General features: G+C 70.5%; 20 protein-coding genes. All 20 read right to left on the bottom strand.

Annotation, left to right across the window (positions count from 1 at the left end):
- Nucleotides 1-2 precede the first annotated feature (2 nt).
- The gene (locus ACH4J0_RS22755) at nt 3-575 is read right to left on the bottom strand and encodes a cob(I)yrinic acid a,c-diamide adenosyltransferase (protein WP_396242332.1); all 573 of its coding nucleotides are present in this window, start codon (nt 573-575) and stop codon (nt 3-5) included.
- A gap of 79 nt (nt 576-654) precedes the next feature.
- The gene (locus ACH4J0_RS22750) at nt 655-1,155 is read right to left on the bottom strand and encodes a DUF2550 domain-containing protein (protein WP_224277554.1); all 501 of its coding nucleotides are present in this window, start codon (nt 1,153-1,155) and stop codon (nt 655-657) included.
- A 147-nt stretch (nt 1,156-1,302) separates the two neighbouring features.
- Nucleotides 1,303-1,686 carry a F0F1 ATP synthase subunit epsilon gene (locus ACH4J0_RS22745; protein ID WP_030282045.1) on the bottom strand — a complete coding sequence of 128 codons (384 nt, stop codon included), beginning with the start codon at nt 1,684-1,686 and terminating at the stop codon, nt 1,303-1,305.
- 184 nt (nt 1,687-1,870) lie between these two features.
- The gene (gene atpD / locus ACH4J0_RS22740) at nt 1,871-3,316 is read right to left on the bottom strand and encodes a F0F1 ATP synthase subunit beta (protein ID WP_396242331.1); all 1,446 of its coding nucleotides are present in this window, start codon (nt 3,314-3,316) and stop codon (nt 1,871-1,873) included.
- Nucleotides 3,317-3,318: 2 nt separating this feature from the next.
- The gene (locus ACH4J0_RS22735; protein ID WP_396242330.1) at nt 3,319-4,233 is read right to left on the bottom strand and encodes a F0F1 ATP synthase subunit gamma; all 915 of its coding nucleotides are present in this window, start codon (nt 4,231-4,233) and stop codon (nt 3,319-3,321) included.
- A 32-nt stretch (nt 4,234-4,265) separates the two neighbouring features.
- Nucleotides 4,266-5,840 carry a F0F1 ATP synthase subunit alpha gene (gene atpA / locus ACH4J0_RS22730; protein ID WP_396242329.1) on the bottom strand — a complete coding sequence of 525 codons (1,575 nt, stop codon included), beginning with the start codon at nt 5,838-5,840 and terminating at the stop codon, nt 4,266-4,268.
- A gap of 155 nt (nt 5,841-5,995) precedes the next feature.
- Complete coding sequence (locus ACH4J0_RS22725; protein WP_396242328.1) at nt 5,996-6,811, bottom strand: F0F1 ATP synthase subunit delta; 816 nt, start codon at nt 6,809-6,811, stop codon at nt 5,996-5,998.
- The gene (locus ACH4J0_RS22720; protein WP_270144021.1) at nt 6,808-7,365 is read right to left on the bottom strand and encodes a F0F1 ATP synthase subunit B; all 558 of its coding nucleotides are present in this window, start codon (nt 7,363-7,365) and stop codon (nt 6,808-6,810) included. The genes ACH4J0_RS22725 and ACH4J0_RS22720 overlap by 4 nt, the downstream gene beginning before the upstream one ends.
- 34 nt (nt 7,366-7,399) lie before the next feature.
- Nucleotides 7,400-7,636 (bottom strand): ATP synthase F0 subunit C, encoded by a 237-nt coding sequence (atpE, locus tag ACH4J0_RS22715; protein ID WP_030282059.1) that lies wholly within the window; start codon nt 7,634-7,636, stop codon nt 7,400-7,402.
- A gap of 92 nt (nt 7,637-7,728) precedes the next feature.
- Complete coding sequence (gene atpB, locus ACH4J0_RS22710) at nt 7,729-8,541, bottom strand: F0F1 ATP synthase subunit A (RefSeq protein ID WP_396242327.1); 813 nt, start codon at nt 8,539-8,541, stop codon at nt 7,729-7,731.
- Nucleotides 8,542-8,826: 285 nt separating this feature from the next.
- The gene (locus ACH4J0_RS22705; protein WP_396242326.1) at nt 8,827-9,270 is read right to left on the bottom strand and encodes a hypothetical protein; all 444 of its coding nucleotides are present in this window, start codon (nt 9,268-9,270) and stop codon (nt 8,827-8,829) included.
- Nucleotides 9,271-9,570: 300 nt separating this feature from the next.
- A complete protein-coding gene (locus tag ACH4J0_RS22700) occupies nt 9,571-10,851 on the bottom strand; it encodes an MraY family glycosyltransferase (protein WP_396242325.1) in 1,281 nt (426 codons plus the stop codon).
- 208 nt (nt 10,852-11,059) lie between these two features.
- On the bottom strand, nt 11,060-12,343 hold the full coding sequence (gene glyA / locus ACH4J0_RS22695; protein WP_396242324.1) for a serine hydroxymethyltransferase: 1,284 nt from the start codon (nt 12,341-12,343) through the stop codon (nt 11,060-11,062).
- 110 nt (nt 12,344-12,453) lie between these two features.
- Nucleotides 12,454-13,095 (bottom strand): protein-tyrosine-phosphatase, encoded by a 642-nt coding sequence (locus ACH4J0_RS22690; protein ID WP_396242381.1) that lies wholly within the window; start codon nt 13,093-13,095, stop codon nt 12,454-12,456.
- A gap of 32 nt (nt 13,096-13,127) precedes the next feature.
- The gene (locus tag ACH4J0_RS22685) at nt 13,128-13,775 is read right to left on the bottom strand and encodes an L-threonylcarbamoyladenylate synthase (RefSeq protein WP_396242323.1); all 648 of its coding nucleotides are present in this window, start codon (nt 13,773-13,775) and stop codon (nt 13,128-13,130) included.
- A gap of 171 nt (nt 13,776-13,946) precedes the next feature.
- Nucleotides 13,947-14,813: a peptide chain release factor N(5)-glutamine methyltransferase gene (gene prmC, locus ACH4J0_RS22680; protein ID WP_396242322.1), complete on the bottom strand. Its 867-nt coding sequence runs from the start codon at nt 14,811-14,813 to the stop codon at nt 13,947-13,949.
- A 63-nt stretch (nt 14,814-14,876) separates the two neighbouring features.
- Nucleotides 14,877-15,953, bottom strand: a complete 1,077-nt coding sequence (gene prfA / locus ACH4J0_RS22675; protein ID WP_396242321.1) for a peptide chain release factor 1 — start codon at nt 15,951-15,953, stop codon at nt 14,877-14,879.
- A gap of 145 nt (nt 15,954-16,098) precedes the next feature.
- The gene (rpmE, locus tag ACH4J0_RS22670; RefSeq protein ID WP_030235761.1) at nt 16,099-16,320 is read right to left on the bottom strand and encodes a 50S ribosomal protein L31; all 222 of its coding nucleotides are present in this window, start codon (nt 16,318-16,320) and stop codon (nt 16,099-16,101) included.
- A 186-nt stretch (nt 16,321-16,506) separates the two neighbouring features.
- Nucleotides 16,507-17,619: an LCP family protein gene (locus ACH4J0_RS22665; RefSeq protein ID WP_396242320.1), complete on the bottom strand. Its 1,113-nt coding sequence runs from the start codon at nt 17,617-17,619 to the stop codon at nt 16,507-16,509.
- 140 nt (nt 17,620-17,759) lie between these two features.
- Nucleotides 17,760-19,853, bottom strand: coding sequence for a transcription termination factor Rho (gene rho / locus ACH4J0_RS22660; protein ID WP_396242319.1), 2,094 nt, complete (start codon nt 19,851-19,853; stop codon nt 17,760-17,762).
- Between the last annotated feature and the right edge of the window lie 242 nt (nt 19,854-20,095).

Raw genomic sequence — 20,095 nt, 5'->3', positions numbered from 1 at the left:
CTCTAGCGGTTCTCCCCCGGCACCCAGAGCACGTCGCCGCGCTCCTTGTTGGCCACCCGGGCCAGGATGAACAGCAGGTCGGACAGCCGGTTGAGGTACTTCGCGGTCAGCGGGTTGACGGAGTCCCCGTGCTCGGCGATCGCCGCCCAGGTGGAGCGCTCGGCCCGCCGCACCACCGTGCAGGCCAGGTGCAGGTGGGCCGCGCCGGGCGTGCCGCCGGGCAGGATGAAGCTGCGCAGCTTCTCCACCTGCTCCAGGTAGTGGTCGCAGTCCCCCTCCAGCCGGTCGACGTAGGACTGCAGCACCCGCAGCGGCGGGTACTTCGGGTCCTCGACCACGGGCGTGGACAGGTCGGCGCCGACGTCGAACAGGTCGTTCTGGACCCGGGTGAGCACGGCCGCCACGTCCTCGGGCAGCGCCCCGGCCGCGAGGGCCACCCCGATCGCCGCGTTCGCCTCGTTGGCGTCGGCGTACGCGATCAGCCGCGGATCGGTCTTGGTGGTCCGGCTCATGTCGCCGAGCGCGGTGGTGCCGTCGTCCCCGGTACGGGTGTAGATGCGCGTCAGATTGACCATGCGGCCACCCTAGCCCGACGGGCCGGCCCCCCGGTGACCCCCCGGACCTACGCGAGGTTGCCCCTCCCCCGTCTCGTCGCTACGCGACGTTGACCCTCTGCCCGGGCGGGGCCGCCTCCAACCAGGCCAGGAAGCCGGTGAGCGCGTCCTCGCTCATCGCCAGCTCCAACGGCGCCCCGCTGTGCAGGCAGCGCAGCACCACCGAGCCGGAGAGCAGCGCCAGCTCCTCCTGGCCCTCCGGGTAGCGCCGACCGAGCACCTCGATCTCCCGGCGTGGCAGCACCTTGCGCGGGCGGGGGGCGTACGAGAAGACCCGGAACCACTCGATCGAGTCGCCGCTGTAGCGGCCGATACCAAAAACCCACCCCTTGCCGTCGGTCGGGGGGACCGGGGCTGAGGTGGGTTTGCCGTTCTCGTCGAGGTCGGGCTGCGTCGAGGCGTCCGCGGGCATTTTGAGCCGGTAACTGCAGTCGAACGTGCCGCCGACCCTCTGGATCAGGCGGCGGCGTACGGCGAAGGCCATCAGGCCGATCACTCCCAGCGCCACGACCGCCGCACACACCACAAGCGCGAGGACCATGCTCACCTACCTCCTCGCTACCCGCGTTCCCCGTTGCGGCCGTACCGACGACCGCGCTGACCTACCAACTACGACGACAGTCCCGGGGTCACGCTCGCGCGTCCCCGGGACCGTCGGTCGACCCCGCGAAGCCGGGGTCCGGCACACTCAGGCGTGGGCCTTGAGGCCGCGCGCCGCGAACAGTCGGACCTCGGCGCGACGCTCGGCGTGCGCGTCCAGGTCGGACTTGGCCTGCTCCAGTGCGCGCTCGGCACGCGCGACGTCGATCTCGTCCGCCAGCTCGGCGATCTCCGCGAGCAGAGACAGCTTGTTGTCGGCGAAGGAGATGAAGCCGCCGTGCACCGCGGCGATGACGGTGCCGCCGTCCACCGTGCGGATGGTGACCGGACCGGTCTCCAGCACGCTCAGCACCGGGGTGTGGCCCGGCATGATGCCGGTGTCACCGGAGGCCGTACGGGCGACGACGATGGTGGCCGCACCGGACCACACCTTGCGGTCGGCTGCGACCAGCTCGACGTGCAGCTCAGCCAACGTGGGCTCCTAGGCTCATGCAACGCCCGATTACTCGGGAGTTTCGGTAAGAATAACGGCCCCGCGCCTCCGGCATGAAACCGGCGGCACGGATTTGACCGGAATCACAGCCGATGCGACGTGAGGGGTGGTCCCCAGGCTCGGGGGCCACCCCTCACGGTCACTCAGCTGCTACCGGCCGCGATTACTTCTTCGCCAGCTCGGCGGCGTTCTTCTCGAGGTCCTCGATGCCACCGCACATGAAGAAGGCCTGCTCCGGAACGGAGTCGTACTTGCCGTCGGCGATCGAGTTGAAGGCCTCGATGGTCTCCGACAGCGGCACGGTCGAGCCCTCGACACCGGTGAACTGCTTCGCCACGTAGGTGTTCTGCGAGAGGAAGCGCTCGATGCGACGGGCGCGGTGCACCGTGATCTTGTCCTCTTCGGACAGCTCGTCCATACCGAGGATGGCGATGATGTCCTGGAGGTCCTTGTACTTCTGCAGGATCCCCTTGATACGGACGGCCGTGTCGTAGTGGTTCTGCGCGATGTACCGCGGGTCGAGGATGCGGGACGTGGAGTCCAGCGGGTCGACGGCCGGGTAGATGCCCTTCTCCGAGATCGGGCGCGACAGAACGGTGGTCGCGTCCAGGTGGGCGAAGGTGGTGGCCGGGGCCGGGTCGGTCAGGTCGTCCGCGGGGACGTAGATCGCCTGCATCGAGGTGATCGAGTGACCGCGGGTCGAGGTGATGCGCTCCTGGAGGAGGCCCATCTCGTCGGCCAGGTTCGGCTGGTAGCCCACCGCGGAGGGCATGCGGCCGAGCAGGGTCGACACCTCGGAACCGGCCTGGGTGAACCGGAAGATGTTGTCGATGAAGAGGAGCACGTCCTGCTTCTCGACGTCACGGAAGTACTCCGCCATGGTCAGCGCGGACAGCGCGACGCGCAGACGGGTGCCCGGCGGCTCGTCCATCTGGCCGAAGACCAGCGCGGTCTTGTCCAGAACGCCCGAGTCGACCATCTCGTCGATGAGGTCGTTGCCCTCACGGGTGCGCTCGCCGACGCCGGCGAACACCGACACACCACCGAAGTTCTCGGCGACGCGGTAGATCATCTCCTGGATCAGAACGGTCTTGCCGACACCGGCGCCACCGAACAGACCGATCTTGCCACCCTGGACGTACGGGGTGAGCAGGTCGATGACCTTGATGCCGGTCTCGAACATCTCGGTCTTGGACTCGAGGTCCTTGAAGTCGGGGGCCTTGCGGTGGATCGGCCACCGGACCTCGACCTGGGAGTCGAACTCCGCCTGGTCGACGTTCAGCACGTCACCGAGGGCGTTGAAGACCTTGCCCTTGGTGATCTGGCCGACCGGCACGGAGATCGCGGCACCGGTGTCGGTGACCTGCGAACCGCGGACCAGGCCGTCGGTCGGCTGCATCGAGATGCCGCGGACCAGGCCGTCGCCGAGGTGCTGGGCGACCTCGAGGGTCAGGGTCTTCTTGCCCGAGCCGTCGGGGTTGTCCACCTCGACGTGCAGGGCGTTGTACATCTCCGGGATCGCGTCGACGGGGAACTCCACGTCGACGACCGGGCCGATGACCCGCGCGACGCGGCCCGTCGCCGTGGTCGGCTCAACAGTGGTGGTCATACTCATTCGCTCCCGCGGCTGGCGTCAGCGAGCGCGTTGGCGCCACCGACGATCTCGCTGATTTCCTGGGTGATCTCGGCCTGACGGGCCGAGTTGGCAAGCCGCGTGAGCGACTTGATGAGCTCGCCGGCATTGTCCGTCGCGCTCTTCATCGCGCGGCGGCGGGCGGCGTGCTCGGAAGCGGCCGACTGCAGCAGCGCGTTGTAGATCCTGCTCTCGACGTACCGCGGCAGCAGCGCGTCCAGGACGCCCTCGGCCGACGGTTCGAAGTCGTACAGCGGGAAGATCTCCGACTTGGCCGGCGTCTGGTCGCTGAGCTGGACCTCGTCCAGCTTCAGCGGCAGCAGCCGCGCCTCCACCGCGTCCTGCGTCAGCATGGACACGAACTCGGTGGAGACCACGTGGAGTTCGTCCACGCCGCCGTCCTCGGCCGTGAAGGCCTCGATCAGCTCGGCCGCCACCGTCTTCGCGTCGCCGTAGGTCGGCTTGTCCGAGAAGCCCGTCCACGAGTTCCCCACCGCCAGGTTGCGGAAGGTGTAGTACGACAGACCCTTCCGACCGACGATGTAGGTCACGACGTCCTTGCCCTCGCCGCGCAGGCGCTCGGTGAGCGTCAGCGAGGCCTTGATGGCGTTGGACGAGTAACCGCCGGCCAGGCCGCGGTCCGCCGTGATCAGCAGGACGGCCGCGCGCGAGGCGTTCGGGTTCTCGGTGGTGAGCGGGTGCTTGGCGTTGGACCGGGTGGCCACCGCCGTCACCGCCCGGGTGAGCTCATCGGCGTACGGAGCGGAGGCCGCCACCGCGCGCTGCGCCTTGCCGATGCGCGCCGCGGAGATCATCTCCATCGCCTTGGTGATCTTCTTCGTCGCGGTGACAGAGCGGATCCGGCGCTTGTAGACCCGAAGCTGTGCTCCCATGGGTCGTTACGTCCTTTCCCTCGCTACCGGACTCAGGCCTGCTCGGAGAGCAGCTTGCCGTCGGCGGTCTGGTAACCCTGCTTGAAGGCCTCGATCGCCTCGGTCAGGGCGTCGACGGTGCCGTCGGCCAGCAGACCGGTCTCGACGATGCCGGCCAGCAGGTCCTTGTGCTGCAGGCGCACGTGGTCCAGGAACTCGCGCTCGAAGCGGCGGATCTCGGCGACCGGGACGTCGTCCAGCTTGCCGGTGGTGCCGGCCCAGATGGAGACGACCTGCTCCTCGACCGGGAACGGCTGGTACTGGCCCTGCTTCAGCAGCTCGACCATGCGCGCACCGCGCTCCAGCTGGGCCTTGGAGGCCGCGTCCAGGTCGGAGCCGAAGCCGGCGAAGGCCTCCAGCTCGCGGTACTGGGCGAGGTCCAGGCGCAGACGGCCGGCGACCGAGCGCATGGCCTTGATCTGGGCGGAGCCACCGACGCGGGAGACCGAGATGCCGACGTTCACGGCCGGGCGGATGCCGGCGTTGAACAGGTCGGACTCCAGGAAGCACTGGCCGTCGGTGATGGAGATGACGTTGGTCGGGATGTACGCCGAGACGTCGTTGGCCTTGGTCTCGATGATCGGCAGACCGGTCATCGAGCCGCCGCCGAGGGCGTCGTTGAGCTTGGCGCAGCGCTCCAGCAGGCGGGAGTGCAGGTAGAAGACGTCACCCGGGTAGGCCTCGCGGCCCGGCGGGCGGCGCAGCAGCAGGGAGACGGAGCGGTAGGCCTCGGCCTGCTTCGACAGGTCGTCGAAGATGATCAGGACGTGCTTGCCGTCGTACATCCACTCCTGGCCGATGGCCGAACCGGTGTACGGGGCGAGGTACTTGAAGCCGGCCGGGTCGGAGGCGGGAGCGGCCACGATGGTGGTGTACTCCAGCGCGCCGGCCTCCTCCAGGGCACCGCGGACGGACGCGATGGTGGAGCCCTTCTGGCCCACGGCGACGTAGATGCAGCGGACCTGCTTCTCCGGGTCGCCCGAGCGCCAGTTGTCACGCTGGTTGATGATCGTGTCGACGGCCACCGCGGTCTTGCCGGTCTGGCGGTCGCCGATGATCAGCTGGCGCTGGCCGCGGCCGATCGGGGTCATCGCGTCGATGGCCTTGATGCCGGTCTGCAGCGGCTGCTTGACCGACTTGCGGGCCATGACGCCGGGGGCCTGCAGCTCAAGGGCGCGGCGGCCGCTGGCGGCGATGTCGCCGAGACCGTCGATCGGGTTGCCCAGCGGGTCCACGACGCGGCCGAGGTAGCCGTCGCCGACCGGAACCGAGAGGACCTCGCCCGTGCGGCGCACGGTCTGGCCCTCTTCGATGCCGCCGAACTCACCGAGGACGACGACACCGATCTCGCGGGTGTCGAGGTTCAGCGCGAGGCCGAGCGTGCCGTCCTCGAACTTCAGCAGCTCGTTCGCCATGACCGAGGGCAGGCCCTCGACATGCGCGATGCCGTCCGCCGCGTCAGTGACCGTGCCGACCTCTTCCACAGAAGCGGCGTCCGGCTGGTACGACTGGACAAAGTCGGCCAGCGCGTCCCGGATCTCCTCCGGACGGATCGTAAGCTCCGCCATCAGGCTTCCCTGCTCTCCTAGTTTGCGATCCTCGGCCCGCCATTGAGGGCCGCAAGTACTCGACTCTCGGCCGGGTCGTATGAACCGGCCGTACGTTTTGCCGACTCCTTGGGGAGCCGGTTTCCCGACCGAGGGTCGGATGTGCTGCTGGTTGCTCAGCCTTCGAGCGACTGGCGAGCGCCTTCGAGGCGGCTCGACACGGTGCCGTCGATGATCTCGTCGCCGATCTGCACCCGGACACCACCGACGACCTCGGGGTCGACGTCGATGTTCAGGTGGACCTGGCGGCCGTACATCCGGCCCAGAGCACCGGACAGGCGCTCCTTCTGGGCGTCCGACAGCGGCACCGCGCTGGTGACCAGGGCCACCATGCGGCCGCGGCGCGCGGAGGCGAGCTTCGAGTAGGACTCGAGGCCCTGCTCCAGGCTACGGCCACGCGGCACGTTCACGAGGGCGGTGACCAGCCGGACGGTGCCGGCGTTGGTGCGGCCGCCGAGCAGCTTCTTGATCAGCTCGGTCTTCGCGGCGGCGCCGGCCTTGGGCTCGGTCAGCGCGGCGCGCAGCTCGTGCGAGCCGCTCACCACCCGGCCGAAGCGGAACAGCTCGTCCTCGACGTCGTCCAGGACGCCGGCCTTGTCCGCGGCGATGACCTCGGCGTACGCGGCGAGCTCCTCGGTCGCGTCCACCAGGTCGCGCGAACCCGACCAGCGGGAGCGGACCAGGCCGGAGACCAGGTCCACGGTCTCGCCGGAGACCTGACCGGTCAGCAGCGAGGTGATCAGCTGGGCCTTGTCCTGGCCCGACCGGGACGGGTCGGTCAGGACGCGGCGCAGCGACACCTCGCGGTCCAGCACGGCCGTGACGGCGGTGAGCTCCTCGGCGAGCTTGGCCGCGTCCACCGAGGTGGAGTCGGTCAGGCTGTCCAGGTTCTGCCGACCGGCGGCAAGAGCCTCGCGGCTGGCGCCGATCACTTGGCCGCACCCTGAGCAACGGCGGCCTTGGCCTCCAGCTCGTCCAGGAAGCGGTCGATCACGCCGCTCTGCCGGGCGGAGTCCTCCAGGGACTCACCCACGATGCGGGAAGCCAGCTGGGTGGCCAGCGAACCCACGTCCTGGCGCAGGGCGGCAGTCGCCTGCTTCTTGTCGGCCTCGATCTGCGCGTGACCGGCGGCGACGATGGCCTCGCGCTGACGCTGGCCCTCCTCGCGCATCTCGGCGAGCTGGGCGGCGCCCTGCTCGCGAGCCTGCTCGACGATCCGGGCAGCCTCGTGGCGCGCCTCGGCGAGCTCGGCGCGGTACTGCTCAAGCAGGGCCTGGGCCTCGGCCTGAGCGGCCTCGGCGCGCTCCATGCCGCCTTCGATGGCGTCCCGGCGCTCCGACAGCACCTTCTCGATGCTGGGAAGGAGCTTCTTGCCGAGCAGACCGAAGACGATGAAGAAGCAGAGCAGGCCGATAACGATCTCGGGCCAGTTGGGGAGAAGAGGGTTCATCTTCTCCTCAGCCGCGAGCTGAGCCACGATGCTCATTTCTGGACCTTCCTCGAAAGGGTCTGCGGCAGGATTACTTGTTGCCGAAGACGAACGGCATGACGATGCCGATGAGGGCCAGCGCCTCGGTCAGCGCGAAGCCGATGAACATGTTGGAACGGATGAGACCGGCAGCCTCGGGCTGGCGGGCCATGGCCTGGACACCGTTACCGAAGATCAGACCGACGCCGATGCCGGGGCCGATGGCGGCGAGGCCGTAGCCGATGGAGGCGACGGAACCGTAGACAGTGCCCTCAGCGAGGATGCTCATTGACGTTGTCCTTTGCAGGGTGGTGAACCGGTGGTGATTGGCCACCGGGCGATCCGGGATGTGGTTCTTGGGCGGGGCCGGAGCCCCCTGGCTCAGTGCGCCTCTTCCAGGGCACCGGCGATGTAGCTGCTGGCCAGCATCACGAAGATGTAGGCCTGCAGGAACTGGACCAGCAGCTCGAAGGCGGTCAGGGCGACGGCGACGACGAACGAGGCCGAGCCGTACAGCGCGCCGAGGGTCGGGCTGAGCAGGTACCAGGAGGCGATGGAGAACATCACGATCAGCAGGTGGCCGGCGAACATGTTCGCGAAGGCTCGGACCGCGAGCGTGAAGGGGCGCACGAAGATGTTCGAGAAGAACTCGATCGGCACCAGGATGAACATGACCCAGCCGGGGATGCCCGAGGGCCAGCAGAGGTTCTTGAAGCCGCCGACGAAGCCGTGCTTCTTGAAGGTCAGCGTCATGTAGGTGATCCACACGACGGCCGCGAGGCCGGCCGGGAACGCGATCGTCGCCGTCACGGGGTACTGCGCGAACGGGATGATCGACATGATGTTCATCAACCAGATGAAGAAGAACATCGAGACCAGCATCGGGACGTACTTCTCGCCCTTCTTGCCGATCGTCTCCAGCACGATGGAGCGCTTGACGAAGTCGTAGCCGATCTCACCGACGAGCTGCAGCTTGCCCGGGACCAGACGCGGCTTCGCGAACGAGGCCCAGAAGAACACGACGACCAGGAGCGCGACGATGATCGACAGCAGCATCGGCTTGTTGAAGTCGATGCCGCCGACCGAGAAGATCGGCTTGAACTGGAACTCGTTCAGACCCGGGGCCGGGAAGCCGCAGCCAGCGTCCCCGAAGTGGCAACTGCCTGAGGCGAGGGACGTGAGTTCAGCACTCACCACGGACTCCTTCGTCGTGACGCATGGTTACGGCAACCTCGGTGTGTCGGCGTGGCCTGCGACCACGGAGCGGCACTGGAACTTGATGGGTTTCTCGCCGACCCCGCGCGACGGCTTGCTGCGCGACCGCGGGATCATCGAAGACTGCGCGGATCCGGGGGGCGATCCGTCCACTGTCCGGACAGACCTGGCCTCTTCCCGTACTCCGTTGTTGCGACGGACGATAGCAGCCCGTCAGTGCGGCATAAACACCGCCCCCCTCGTTGGGGGGACAGTCAGGCCTCGTCACTGTTGACGACCCTTGTCGGAGGGCTTGTCGCCCTTGTTTTCCGAGGCGCCGGGGTCGACGTAGAAGGTCTTGGCCTTGAGCGCGCCGCGCACCTGGAAGCCCGTCCAGATCAGGGCGCACCCGAGCAGGGTGAAGGCGAAGGCCTGCCGGTTGAACAGGTCGGTGTTCTTGAAGACCGCCAGGACGATGCCCACCAGCAGGATCTGCGTGGTGTACACCAGCAGCGCCGCGGCCATCATGATGTGCGGGTTCGACCTGGTCAGCCGGTCGAGCGCGACCTGGCCGGAGGCGAAGAAGGCCATCACGAGCACCACACCGATGAGGGCGCCGAGCAGGCCCTTCCCGCCGGCGACGGCGAAGGAGATCGCCATGGCGATGATCCCGGCGACCGCAGTGGGAATCGCGGCGCCTCGGAGGATCCGGGCGTCGGTGGACGGCATGTCGGCAGCTCCGGCGGCATGTCGATGTGGCGGGGGGACGGGCACAGATGGTGGCGGGGTGTCACCGACCGAGTGGCCGCCGCCGGGCCGCCCGCGAGCGCGGCGGGCCCGTCGAGGGAGACCGACGAGGGACGGAAGTCCTCCACCTGTCAGGTCTTTCGGCGTGTTCTCGGTACTCGTGAACGGTATCACAAACTATTTGATGAGAGCTTTACCATGAATGTGTGGCTCCTGTCACACCGACGGCCCAGCGGTTCCGCCGTACGGGTGAGCCCATTTGACGTACCTTCAACTGTTCTGTCAGCGGCGGCCGGTGGCCCCGTGGTGGTCTGAGCGCGCGGCCGGGCCCCGGCTGGCTTCACCGAGAAGTTGCTTGTCCTTTGCCGACAGTTCAGCCATCGGGGCCGCGGCGGACCGCCGCCGGTACCGCGGCGGGACGAAGGACTGCACCGCCCGCGGGGCCCGCGGGCGAAACCGCGGGGTCAGCAGCACCACCAGGCCGACCAGGCAGAGCCCGGCGAGGGTCAGCACCACCGTGCGGCCGGTGTTGGTCACCGAGAAGGCGACGGTGCCGAAGGCGATCAGCGCGGCCCAGAAGTACATGATCAGTACGGCGCGGCTGTGCGAGTGCCCGACCTGGAGCAGCCGGTGGTGCAGGTGGCGCTTGTCGGCGGCGAACGGGGACTGCCCGGCCCAGGTGCGGCGCACCACCGCGAGCAGCAGGTCGGCCAGCGGCAGCGCGATGACCGTCAGCGGCAGCAGCAGCGGGATGTAGATCGGCACCAGGGTGTGCACGGTGGCGGTCTGCGAACCGGTCTCGCTGTTGATCAGGTCCGGGTCGACCCGGCCGGTGATCGAGATCGCGGCGACGGCCAGCATCAGGCCCAGCATCATCGAGCCCGAGTCGCCCATGAAGATCCGCGCGGGGTGCATGTTGTGCGCCAGGAAGCCCAGGCACATGCCGATCAGCAGCACGCTGAACAGCACCGCGGGGGCCGCGTCCGTGATCGCGTAGCCGTACCAGAGCCGGTAGCTGTACAGGAAGAACGCCATCGCGGCGATGCAGACCATGCCGCCCGCCAGGCCGTCCAGACCGTCGATGAAGTTGACCGCGTTGACCATGACGACGACCAGGGTCACCGAGATGACCATGCCCTGGGTCGGGCTCACCGCCACCGGGCCGACGCCGGGCACCGGGAGGGTGATCACCGTGACGCCCTGCCACACCATCACACCGGCGGCGATCATCTGGCCGCCGAGCTTCACCAGGGCGTCCACGCCCCACTTGTCGTCGAGCACACCCAGCAGGAACATGATCCCGGCGCCGGACAGCAGCGCGCGGATGTCACTGCCCCCGTTGAAGACCTTGCTCAGGTTGTCCAGCTGCGAGGCGACCAGGATGCCCGCGCACAGCCCGCCGAACATCGCGATGCCGCCGAGCCGCGGAGTGGGCTCGCGGTGCACGTCGCGGGCGCGGACCGGGGGCATCGCGCCGGCCGCGATGGCGAACTTGCGGACCGGACCGGTCAGCAGGTAGGTGACGGCGGCGGTGCAGAACAGCACCAGCAGATACTCACGCACCACTGGCCTCCTGCATCACTGTCGAACGGGGAAGTACCGAAGGTACTCCCCTGCCTTCCCGGGGTTCGAGGTGCGTCGCCACGGCACACACCTTATTGAGTCGGACGCCCGGGACGTGCATCGCGGTTCGCTCTCCCGGGTAGGAGATCCCGATACCCGTGCGCGGCACCCCGCGACCGGTCCGCTCCCCGGCGCGCGCCCACGCCCCTCAGTCCCGCTGGGCGAAGGCCGCCGCCAGCTCCCGGACCCGCTCCGCGACCGGCGCGGGCGCCTGCCCGGACAGCAGCCGGGCGATCAGCCCGGCGATCTCGGCCAGCTCCGCCGCGCCCATCCCCTGGCTGGTCACGGTGCCCGTGCCCAGTCGGATCCCGGAGGCCTCGGCGGGCGGCACCGGGTCGTACGGAAGTGCGCACTTGCCGAGCAGCAACCCGGCCGCGGCGCAGCGCCGTTCGGCCTCCGCACCGGTCACGCCGAGCGGGCTCACGTCGGCGGTCACCAGGTGGGTGTCGGTGCCGCCCGTCAGAGGGCGCATTCCGGCCTCTGCGAGCCCCCTGGCGAGCTCCTGCGCCCCGGACACCACCCGCTCCGCGTACGCGCGGTAGGCGGGCGTCCCGGCCTCCGCCAGGGCCACCGCCTTGCCGGCCACCTCGTTCATCGCCGCGCCGCCCTGGCTGAACGGGAACACCGCCCGGTCGATCCGCTCGGCCAGCTCCGCGGTGGACAGCAGCAGGCCCCCGCGCGGGCCGCGCAGCAGCTTGTGGGTGGCCGCCACCGTGACGTCCGCGTAGGGCACCGGGGAGGGCGCCACCCCGGCCGCGACCAGGCCCGTGGTCTGCGCGACCGAGGCGATCAGATAGGCGTCCACCTCGTCGGCGATCTCCCGGAAGGCCTCCCAGTCCGGGTGCCGGGGGTGGGAGATCGAACCCGCCACGATCGCCTTGGGACGGTGCAGCCGGGCCAGCTCCCGCACCTGGTCGAGGTCGATCAGGCCGTCGCCCTCGCGCACTCCGTAGCCGGTGAAGTCGAACCAGCGGCCGGAGAAGTTGGCCCGCGAGCCGCAGCTGAGGTGGCCGCCGTGCTCCAGCGACATCGCCAGCACCCCGTCACCGGGCCGCAGCAGCGCCGCGTAGGCCGCCAGCATCGCCGAAGTCACTGACCTGGGCTGGACGTTGGCGTGCGGGGCGGAGAACAGCTGGCGGGCCCGGTCGATCGCCAGCAGCTCCGCGGCGTCGGCCAGCGCGCAGCCGGTGTGGTGCCGGCGGCCGGGGTAGCCCTCGGCGTACTTGTCGATCAGCGGCCCGGTCAGCGCCGCCAGGACGGCCGGGCTGGTCAGGTTCTCCCCCGCCAGCAGCTGGATCGTCTCGGCGCGCCGCTCGGCCTCGGCGGCCAGCAGGTCGGCGATCTGCGGATCCGCCCGGTGCAGCGCCTCGGACGCCCACGGGCGCCCCCTCGTCGTCGCGGTCGGGCCGGTCGCGGCATCGGTGACGGTCATGGCAGGGCTCCCGGGCGCTGCAGGGACGGTCCACCCAGCGTAGGACCGTCTCGGCCGCCCGGCTCGGCGGCACAGGGCCGTTCGGGCCCCAAGGGGACCCGGACAGCCCCTTAGGACGGCGCCTGGACGCCGGTGAGCGCGGTGACCACCGGGTCGACCGCGTGGAATATCTCCTCGCCGCAGTTGCGGAACATGCCGATCGGAGCCCCGTACGGGTCGTCCACCTCGTCGGACTCCGGGGTCGCGGCCAGCAGCCAGCCGCGCAGCGCGGCGGCCGCCCGGACCAGGGCGCGGGCCCGCTCGGTGACGTCGGCGCCGCGCCGCGGGTCCGGCAGGGTGCCCGGGTCGATCGTCCGTACCAGTCGGGTGAACTCCTTCATCGTGAAGGTGCGCAGCCCCGCCTCGTGGCCCATCGAGATCACCTGGGCGCGGTGGTCCAGCGTCGCGGTGAGCACCAGGTCGGCCTCGACCACGTGCTCGTCCAGCAACTCCCGGCCGGTGAAGCCGCCGCTGTCGGCGCCGTACTCGTCGAGCACGGTCGCGGCGTGGTCCTCCATCGGCGCGCCCACGTGGCCCCAGGTGCCGGCGCTCTCGACCAGGATCCGGCCGGCCACCCGGGGGCTGAGCCGGGTGTCCAGCTCACGCCGGGTGAGCCGCTCGGCTATCGGCGAGCGGCAGATGTTCCCGGTGCAGACGAACAGGATCCGGAAGTGGTCCAGCGGCCTGGGGCCCACGCTCAGGTACGGCGCTATGCCGGGCCTGTCGTGGAGCGAGGCGGTGGGCGTCAACTTCCGGCCTCCAGGTCGGGGACGACCTCCCTCAGCTGCTCGAGGCTGATCGCGCCGGCCCGCAGCAGGACCGGCACCTTGCCGGTCACGTCGACGATGGACGAGGCGGTGGCGTGGTCGGCCTGCCCGCCGTCCAGGTAGACCGAGATCGCGTCGCCGAGCTGGGCCTGCGCCTCGTCGCAGGTCGCCGGGGACGGCCCGCCGGTCCTGTTGGCGCTGGAGACGGCGAGCGGGCCGGTGGTGTTCAGCAGCTCGATGGCGACCGGGTGCAGCGGCATCCGGACGGCGACGGTGCCGCGGGTCTCGCCGAGGTCCCAGCGCAGTGAGGGCTGGTGCCGGGCGACCAGGGTGAGGCCGCCGGGCCAGAAGGCGTCGACCAGCTCCCAGGCCTGCTCGGAGAAGTCGGTGACCAGGCCGTGCAGGGTGGTCGGCGAGCCGACCAGGACGGGCGAGGGCATGGTGCGGCCGCGGCCCTTGGCGGCCAGCAGCTCACCGACGGCCTCCGGGGAGAAGGCGTCCGCACCGACGCCGTAGAGGGTGTCGGTGGGCAGCACGACGAGTTCGCCGCGGCGGATGGCCGAGGCGGCCTCGCGCAGGCCGGTGGCGCGGTCCCCGGCGTCGGCACAGTCGTAGCGGCGGCTCATCGGTGCGGTCCCCTTCCGAAATGACTCATGACGTTCACAGCGGTCTTCACGGCGCGGCCTTGCGCGCGGTCGCGCCGCGTTCGATGGTCACGACCCGACCCTTCGGGCGGTCGTACCGCGCTCGACTGTTCACGACCCGACCCTTCGGGCGGTCGTACCGCGCTCGACTGTTCACGACCCGACCCTTCGGGCGGTCGTGAAGCGCGGCCGGTTGTTCAGGTCGCGGTGATCGGCGGTGTCCGTCCAGCCGCGTTCCTCGTTGAAGATCCACGGCACCTGGCCGCCCTGCTGGTCGGCGTGCTCGATCACCACCGCGCCGCCCGGGCGCAGCAGCCGGGCGGCGACCCGCTCGATGCCGCGGATGGTGTCCAGGCCGTCCTCGCCGGAGAACAGGGACATCTGCGGGTCGTGGTCGCGGGCCTCGGGCGCGACGTACTCCCACTCGGTGAGCGGGATGTACGGCGGGTTGGAGATGACCAGGTCGAAGCGGCCGTCCCAGGAGCGGTCGTCCTCGAAGGCCTTGGTGGCGTCCCCGGCGTGCAGGGTGACCCTGGCCCGGTCCGGGCTGGCCTCGATGTTGCGCCGGGTGTACTCCAGCGCGCCCTCGTCGAGTTCGAAGGCGTGCACGGTGGAGCGCGGGAGTTCCTGGGCCAGGGCGAGCGCGATGGCGCCGGAGCCGGAGCACAGGTCGACCACCAGCGGCTCGGCGACGTCCATGTCGCGCACCGCGTCTATCGCCCACTCGACGACCGATTCGGTCTCCGGCCGGGGCACGAACACCCCGGGGCCGACCTCCAGTTCGAGGTAGCGGAAGAACGCCCGCCCGGTGATGTGCTGCAGCGGCTCGCGCGCCTCGCGGCGCGAGACCGCCTCCCAGTAGCGGGCGTCGAAGTCGGCGTCCTTCACCGTGTGCAGCTGGCTGCGCTTGACGCGGTGGACGTAGGCGGCGAGTTCCTCCGCGTCGAAGCGCGGCGACGGCACGCCGGCCGCGGCCAACCGCTGGGTGGCCTGGGCCACCTCCGCGAGCAGCAGGTTCATCCGTACGACCTCTTGTTTCTGCGCTCCGGCTTCAGGCTTGCGTCGGGCTGGGGCGCGCCGGTCTCAGTTCTCTTGGGCCGCGGCGAGCTTGGCCGCCGCGTCCTTGTCGACGCAGGACTGGATCACCGCGTTCAGGTCGCCGTCCAGGACCTGGTCCAGGTTGTACGCCTTGAACCCCGTGCGGTGGTCCGAGATGCGGTTCTCCGGGTAGTTGTACGTCCGGATCCGCTCGGAGCGGTCCACCGTGCGGACCTGGCTGCGACGCGCGTCCGAGGCCTCGCGCTCGGCCTCCTCCTGCGCGGCGGCCAGCAGCCGCGAACGCAGGATGCGCATCGCCTGCTCCTTGTTCTGCAGCTGGCTCTTCTCGTTCTGGCAGGACGCCACGATACCGGTCGGCAGGTGGGTGATCCGGACCGCGGAGTCGGTGGTGTTGACCGACTGGCCGCCGGGGCCGGAGGAGCGGTAGACGTCGATCCGCAGGTCGTTGGCGAGGATCTCGACCTCGACCTCCTCCGCCTCGGGGGTGACCAGCACGCCCGCCGCGGAGGTGTGGATGCGGCCCTGGGACTCGGTGGCGGGGACGCGCTGCACGCGGTGCACGCCGCCCTCGTACTTCAGCCGGGCCCAGACGCCCTGGCCGGGTTCGGCGTTGCCCTTGGTCTTCACGGCCACCGAGACGTCCTTGTAGCCGCCGAGGTCGGACTCGTTGGAGTCGATGATCTCGGTCTTCCAGCCGATCCGCTCGGCGTAGCGCAGGTACATCCGGAGCAGGTCGCCGGCGAACAGCGCGGACTCCTCGCCGCCCTCGCCCGCCTTGATCTCCAGGATGACGTCCTTGTCGTCGCTCGGGTCGCGCGGGACGAGCAGCAGCCGCAGTTCCTCGGTCAGCTCGTCGCGGCGCGCCTCGGAGTCCTTCACCTCGGAGAGGAACTCCGGCTCCTCGGCGGCGAGTTCGCGCGCGGCCTCGATGTCCTCGCCGGCCTGCCGCCACTGCCGGTAGACCCGGGTGATCGGGGTCAGCTCGGCGTACCGCTTGGCCAGCTTGCGGGCGTTGTTCTGGTCCGCGTGGACGGACGGGTCGGCCAGCCTCGTTTCGAGGTCGGCGTGCTCGACGAGGAGCTCTTCGACTGCCTCGAACATGGGGGGCCTTCTTCCCGGGGACTCGGAACGTGTGGGGGGTCGGAACGGTGGAGCTGTGGACCGCGCGCTGGGACGCGAACGGCGCCGGCCCCCAGCGCCCCCGACAACGAGTACGGGGGCACCGGGAACCGGCGCCGAGGGAGCGCTAGGCCTTCGCGCTGTGCTGCTTGCCGAAGCGGGCCTCGAAGCGGGCCACGCGGCCACCGGTGTCGAGGATCTTCTGCTTGCCGGTGTAGAACGGGTGGCACTGCGAGCAGACCTCGGCGCGGATCTCGCCGCTGGTCTCGGTCGAGCGGGTGGTGAACTCGGCGCCGCAGGTGCAGGTCACGCGGGTGACCACGTACTCCGGGTGAACGTTGGACTTCAAGGGGTTCTCCTAGTTTTCGGGAGGGCACCGGGTCGGCGACTGGAGTGCCGCACGTGAACCGGGACCGACGTACCAGTCTGCCAGGACCGGCCGCATCTTCCCAAACCGGGTGCCGTTCCGGGATATTCCGGGCGCCGGCCGGCGCCGGCCGGCGGCCTCCCGTCGGCGTCCCAGCGGGCGGCGGCTCTAGGGGAGGCGTTCGTGGACGCCCGTGGGGCCCGTCGGGGCCTGCGCCGGGCCCGTGGGCACCGCCTGGACGGGGTTCTGGGGCTGGGCGGAGAGTACGGCCCGCGGGACCGACTGGTCGGCCCTGAGCGCCGCCCAGACGCTCCCGGCCTGCGGCTGCTGCTCGACCACCCGGTTGGAGTCGGTGGGGGCGGTCATCACCGGCAGGGTGACCATGGTCAGCCGGTCCGGCCCGATCCCCTTGAGCTCCTGCACCAGCCCCACCAGGGAGTTCACCGAGCCGAGCGCGGAGTCGGCGGTGATGCTCTTCGTCATGGTGTCGCCGATCGACCACAGCTTGACCGGGTCGGAGAACAGTCCGATCCCGCCGGCCTGCTGGAGCAGCGACTTGACCATCTGCTTCTGCAGCTCGATCCGGCCGAGGTCGCTGCCGTCGCCGACGCCGTGCCGGGTTCGCACGAAGGCGAGCGCCTGCTGTCCGTCGAGGTGGTGCTGCCCGGCGGGCAGGTCGAGCCCGCTGTCCTTGTCCTGGATGGCCACCGCGGTGCTCACGGTGGCCCCGCCTATCGAGTCCACGACCCGGGCGAAGCCGGCGAAGTCCACCTGGAGGTAGTGGTCCATCCGCAGCCCGGTGAGCTGCTCGGTGGTCTTGACCGCACAGGCCGCGCCGCCGGTCTCGAAGGCGCTGTTGTACATGGCGCGCTCGGCGGCCGGGACGGCCTTGCCGGCGCCGTCCGTGCACTGGGGGCGGTCGACCAGGGTGTCGCGCGGGATCGAGACGATCGAGGCCCGGGAGTGGTCCTGGCTGATGTGCACCACCATCGCGGTGTCGGAGCGGGCGGAGTCGCCGGTGCTCCCGCCGGCCAGGTCACCGTTCTCGCCGACCCGCGAGTCGGAGCCCAGCACCAGGATGTTGAAGGAGCCGTCGGTGGCGGCCGGGGGCCGGGCGTCGCCGAGGCGGGAGTCGATGTCGACGCTCCTGAGGTTGCCGTCGAGCTTCAGGTACGCCCACCCGGCCGCCCCGCCGCCGACGACGACGAGCGCGACGAACGCGCAGGCGGCCACCCGCAGGACCTTGCGGCGGCGACCCGGGACCCTCTTGTGCACGGCCATACGATCCAGAGTAAATCGGACAAGAAGATCAAATAGTGCCAAGGTGTCCCAACTCTGGAACAGGGCGGCCCCGGACGCACGGAACCCCGGACCGCTCGCGCGATCCGGGGTTCCGTGCTCCGTCAGCCGTCCGGCTGCGGTCAGTCGCCGGAGCCGGGGGTGGTCTTGGCGATCTGCATCAGGAACTCGGCGTTGCTCTTGGTCTGCTTCATCTTGTCCAGGAGCAGCTCGATCGCCTGCTGCGAGTCGAGCGCGTGCAGCACCCGGCGCAGCTTCCAGACGATGGCCAACTCCTCGCTGCCGAGCAGGATCTCCTCCTTGCGGGTGCTGGAGGCGTCCACGTCGACGGCCGGGAAGATGCGCTTGTCCGAGAGCTTCCGGTCGAGCTTGAGCTCCATGTTGCCGGTGCCCTTGAACTCCTCGAAGATCACCTCGTCCATGCGCGAGCCGGTCTCGACCAGCGCGGTGGCCAGGATGGTCAGCGAGCCGCCGTTCTCGATGTTGCGCGCGGCACCGAAGAACTTCTTCGGCGGGTACAGCGCGGTCGAGTCGACACCGCCGGACAGGATGCGGCCGGAGGCCGGCGCCGCCAGGTTGTAGGCGCGGCCCAGGCGGGTGATCGAGTCCAGCAGGATGACCACGTCGTGGCCCAGCTCCACCAGGCGCTTGGCGCGCTCGATGGCCAGCTCGGCGACGGTGGTGTGGTCCTCGGCCGGGCGGTCGAAGGTCGAGGAGATGACCTCGCCCTTCACCGACCGCTGCATGTCGGTGACCTCTTCCGGACGCTCGTCGACCAGGACGACCATCAGGTGGCACTCGGGGTTGTTGTGGGTGATCGCGTTGGCGACCGCCTGGAGCACCATGGTCTTGCCGGTCTTCGGCGGCGCCACGATCAGGCCTCGCTGGCCCTTGCCGATCGGCGACACCAGGTCGATGATCCGGGTGGTCAGCACGCCCGGGTCGGTCTCCAGGCGCAGCCGCTCCTGCGGGTAGAGCGGGGTGAGCTTGTTGAACTCGGGGCGGCCGCGGCCGGTCTCCGGGTCCATGCCGTTGACGGAGTCCAGCCGCACCATGGCGTTGAACTTCTCGCGGCGCTCGCCCTCACGCGGCTGGCGCACCGCACCGGTGATGGCGTCACCCTTGCGCAGGCCGTTCTTGCGGACCTGGGCGAGCGAGACGTAGACGTCGTTCTGGCCCGGCAGGTAGCCGGAGGTGCGGACGAACGCGTAGTTGTCGAGGATGTCGAGGATGCCCGCGACCGGGATCAGGACGTCGTCCTCGCCGATCTGCGGCTCGACGGCGCCGGTCTCGAAGCCCTCGCGGCCGCGACGGCCCCGACGGTCGCGGTAACGGCCGCGACGGCCCCGACGGCCCTCGCCGAACTCGTCGTCGTCGTAGCCGCCCTGCTGGGCCTGCGGCTGCTGGGCCTGCTGGCCGCCCTCGCGGCGCTGCTGGCCGTCGCCCTGGCCCTGCTGCTGGCCCTGCTGGCCGCCCTGGCGGTCGGCGCGCTCGCGGCGGTTGCGGCGGTCGCGACGCGACTCGCGACCCTCGCTGTCCTGGCCGGCCTGGGCCTCGGCGCCGTCCTGGCGCTCGGCGCGCTCGGTGCGCTCGCCCGTCTCGCGGCGGTCACGGCGCTCGCGGCGGTCACGACGGGTCTCGCGACCCTCCTCGCGGCCCTCGAAGCCGCGGGTCTCGGCCGGACGCTCGGCCTGCTTGGGCTCGGCCACCGCGACGGTGGCGGCCTCGGCGACGGCCTCGGCGGCCGGGGCGGTGGGGGCGCCGGCGGCCGAGGTGGCGCGGCGGCGGGTGCGCTCGGCCCGGGCCGGTGCGGCGGTCTCGGCGGCGGCCTGGACCGGGATCTCGATCTGGGCCTGCGCCTCGGCGGCCGGGGCCGCGGCAGCGGCGGCTGCGGCCTTGCTGCGGCGGGCCGGCTTCTCGGCCGGGGCCTCGGCGTCCGCCTTGGCGGCGGTGCGCTTGGCGGCCGGGGCGCCACCGGCGGCGAGCAGCGGGTCCCCGCCGCTCTTCTCCTTGATGGTCTCGATCAGCTGGCTCTTGCGCATGCGTCCGGTGCCGGTGATGCCCAGGTCCGCGGCGAGCTTCTGCAGCTCGGCCAGGACCATGCCGTCCAGGCCCGCGGCGGCACTGCGACGGCGGCGCGGGGCGGCGGGGGCGGCGGACGCGTCCGACGCATCGGCGTCCGGGCGCGCGCCCATCAGATCGGTGGAGTCGCTCACTAAGGGTCCTTCCCTGGAGCGGACGTCGGCCTGTCTGGCTCGGCGACCGGTTGTGCTGTCCTGACCAACGCTCGACTGCGTCGGTCCGAGGCGGTGGTCCCTCGAATGGCGGGAGCCCGTCGAGGGAGAGCTGCGAGGTGCGGTGCGTGAAGCACGGTGGTGCTGGGTGGCGCGTGGGCCGGTCGAGTGTCGACCTCCCCAGAGGGCGTTGCCCCCGCGCTGCCTGCGAATCCCGGGCCCCC

The sequence above is a fragment of the Kitasatospora sp. NPDC017646 genome (genome assembly GCF_044329365.1).
Taxonomy (GTDB): Bacteria; Actinomycetota; Actinomycetes; order Streptomycetales; family Streptomycetaceae; genus Kitasatospora.
Note: the sequence above shows the minus strand (reverse complement) of the source record. Positions and strands in the feature narration are given on the sequence as shown.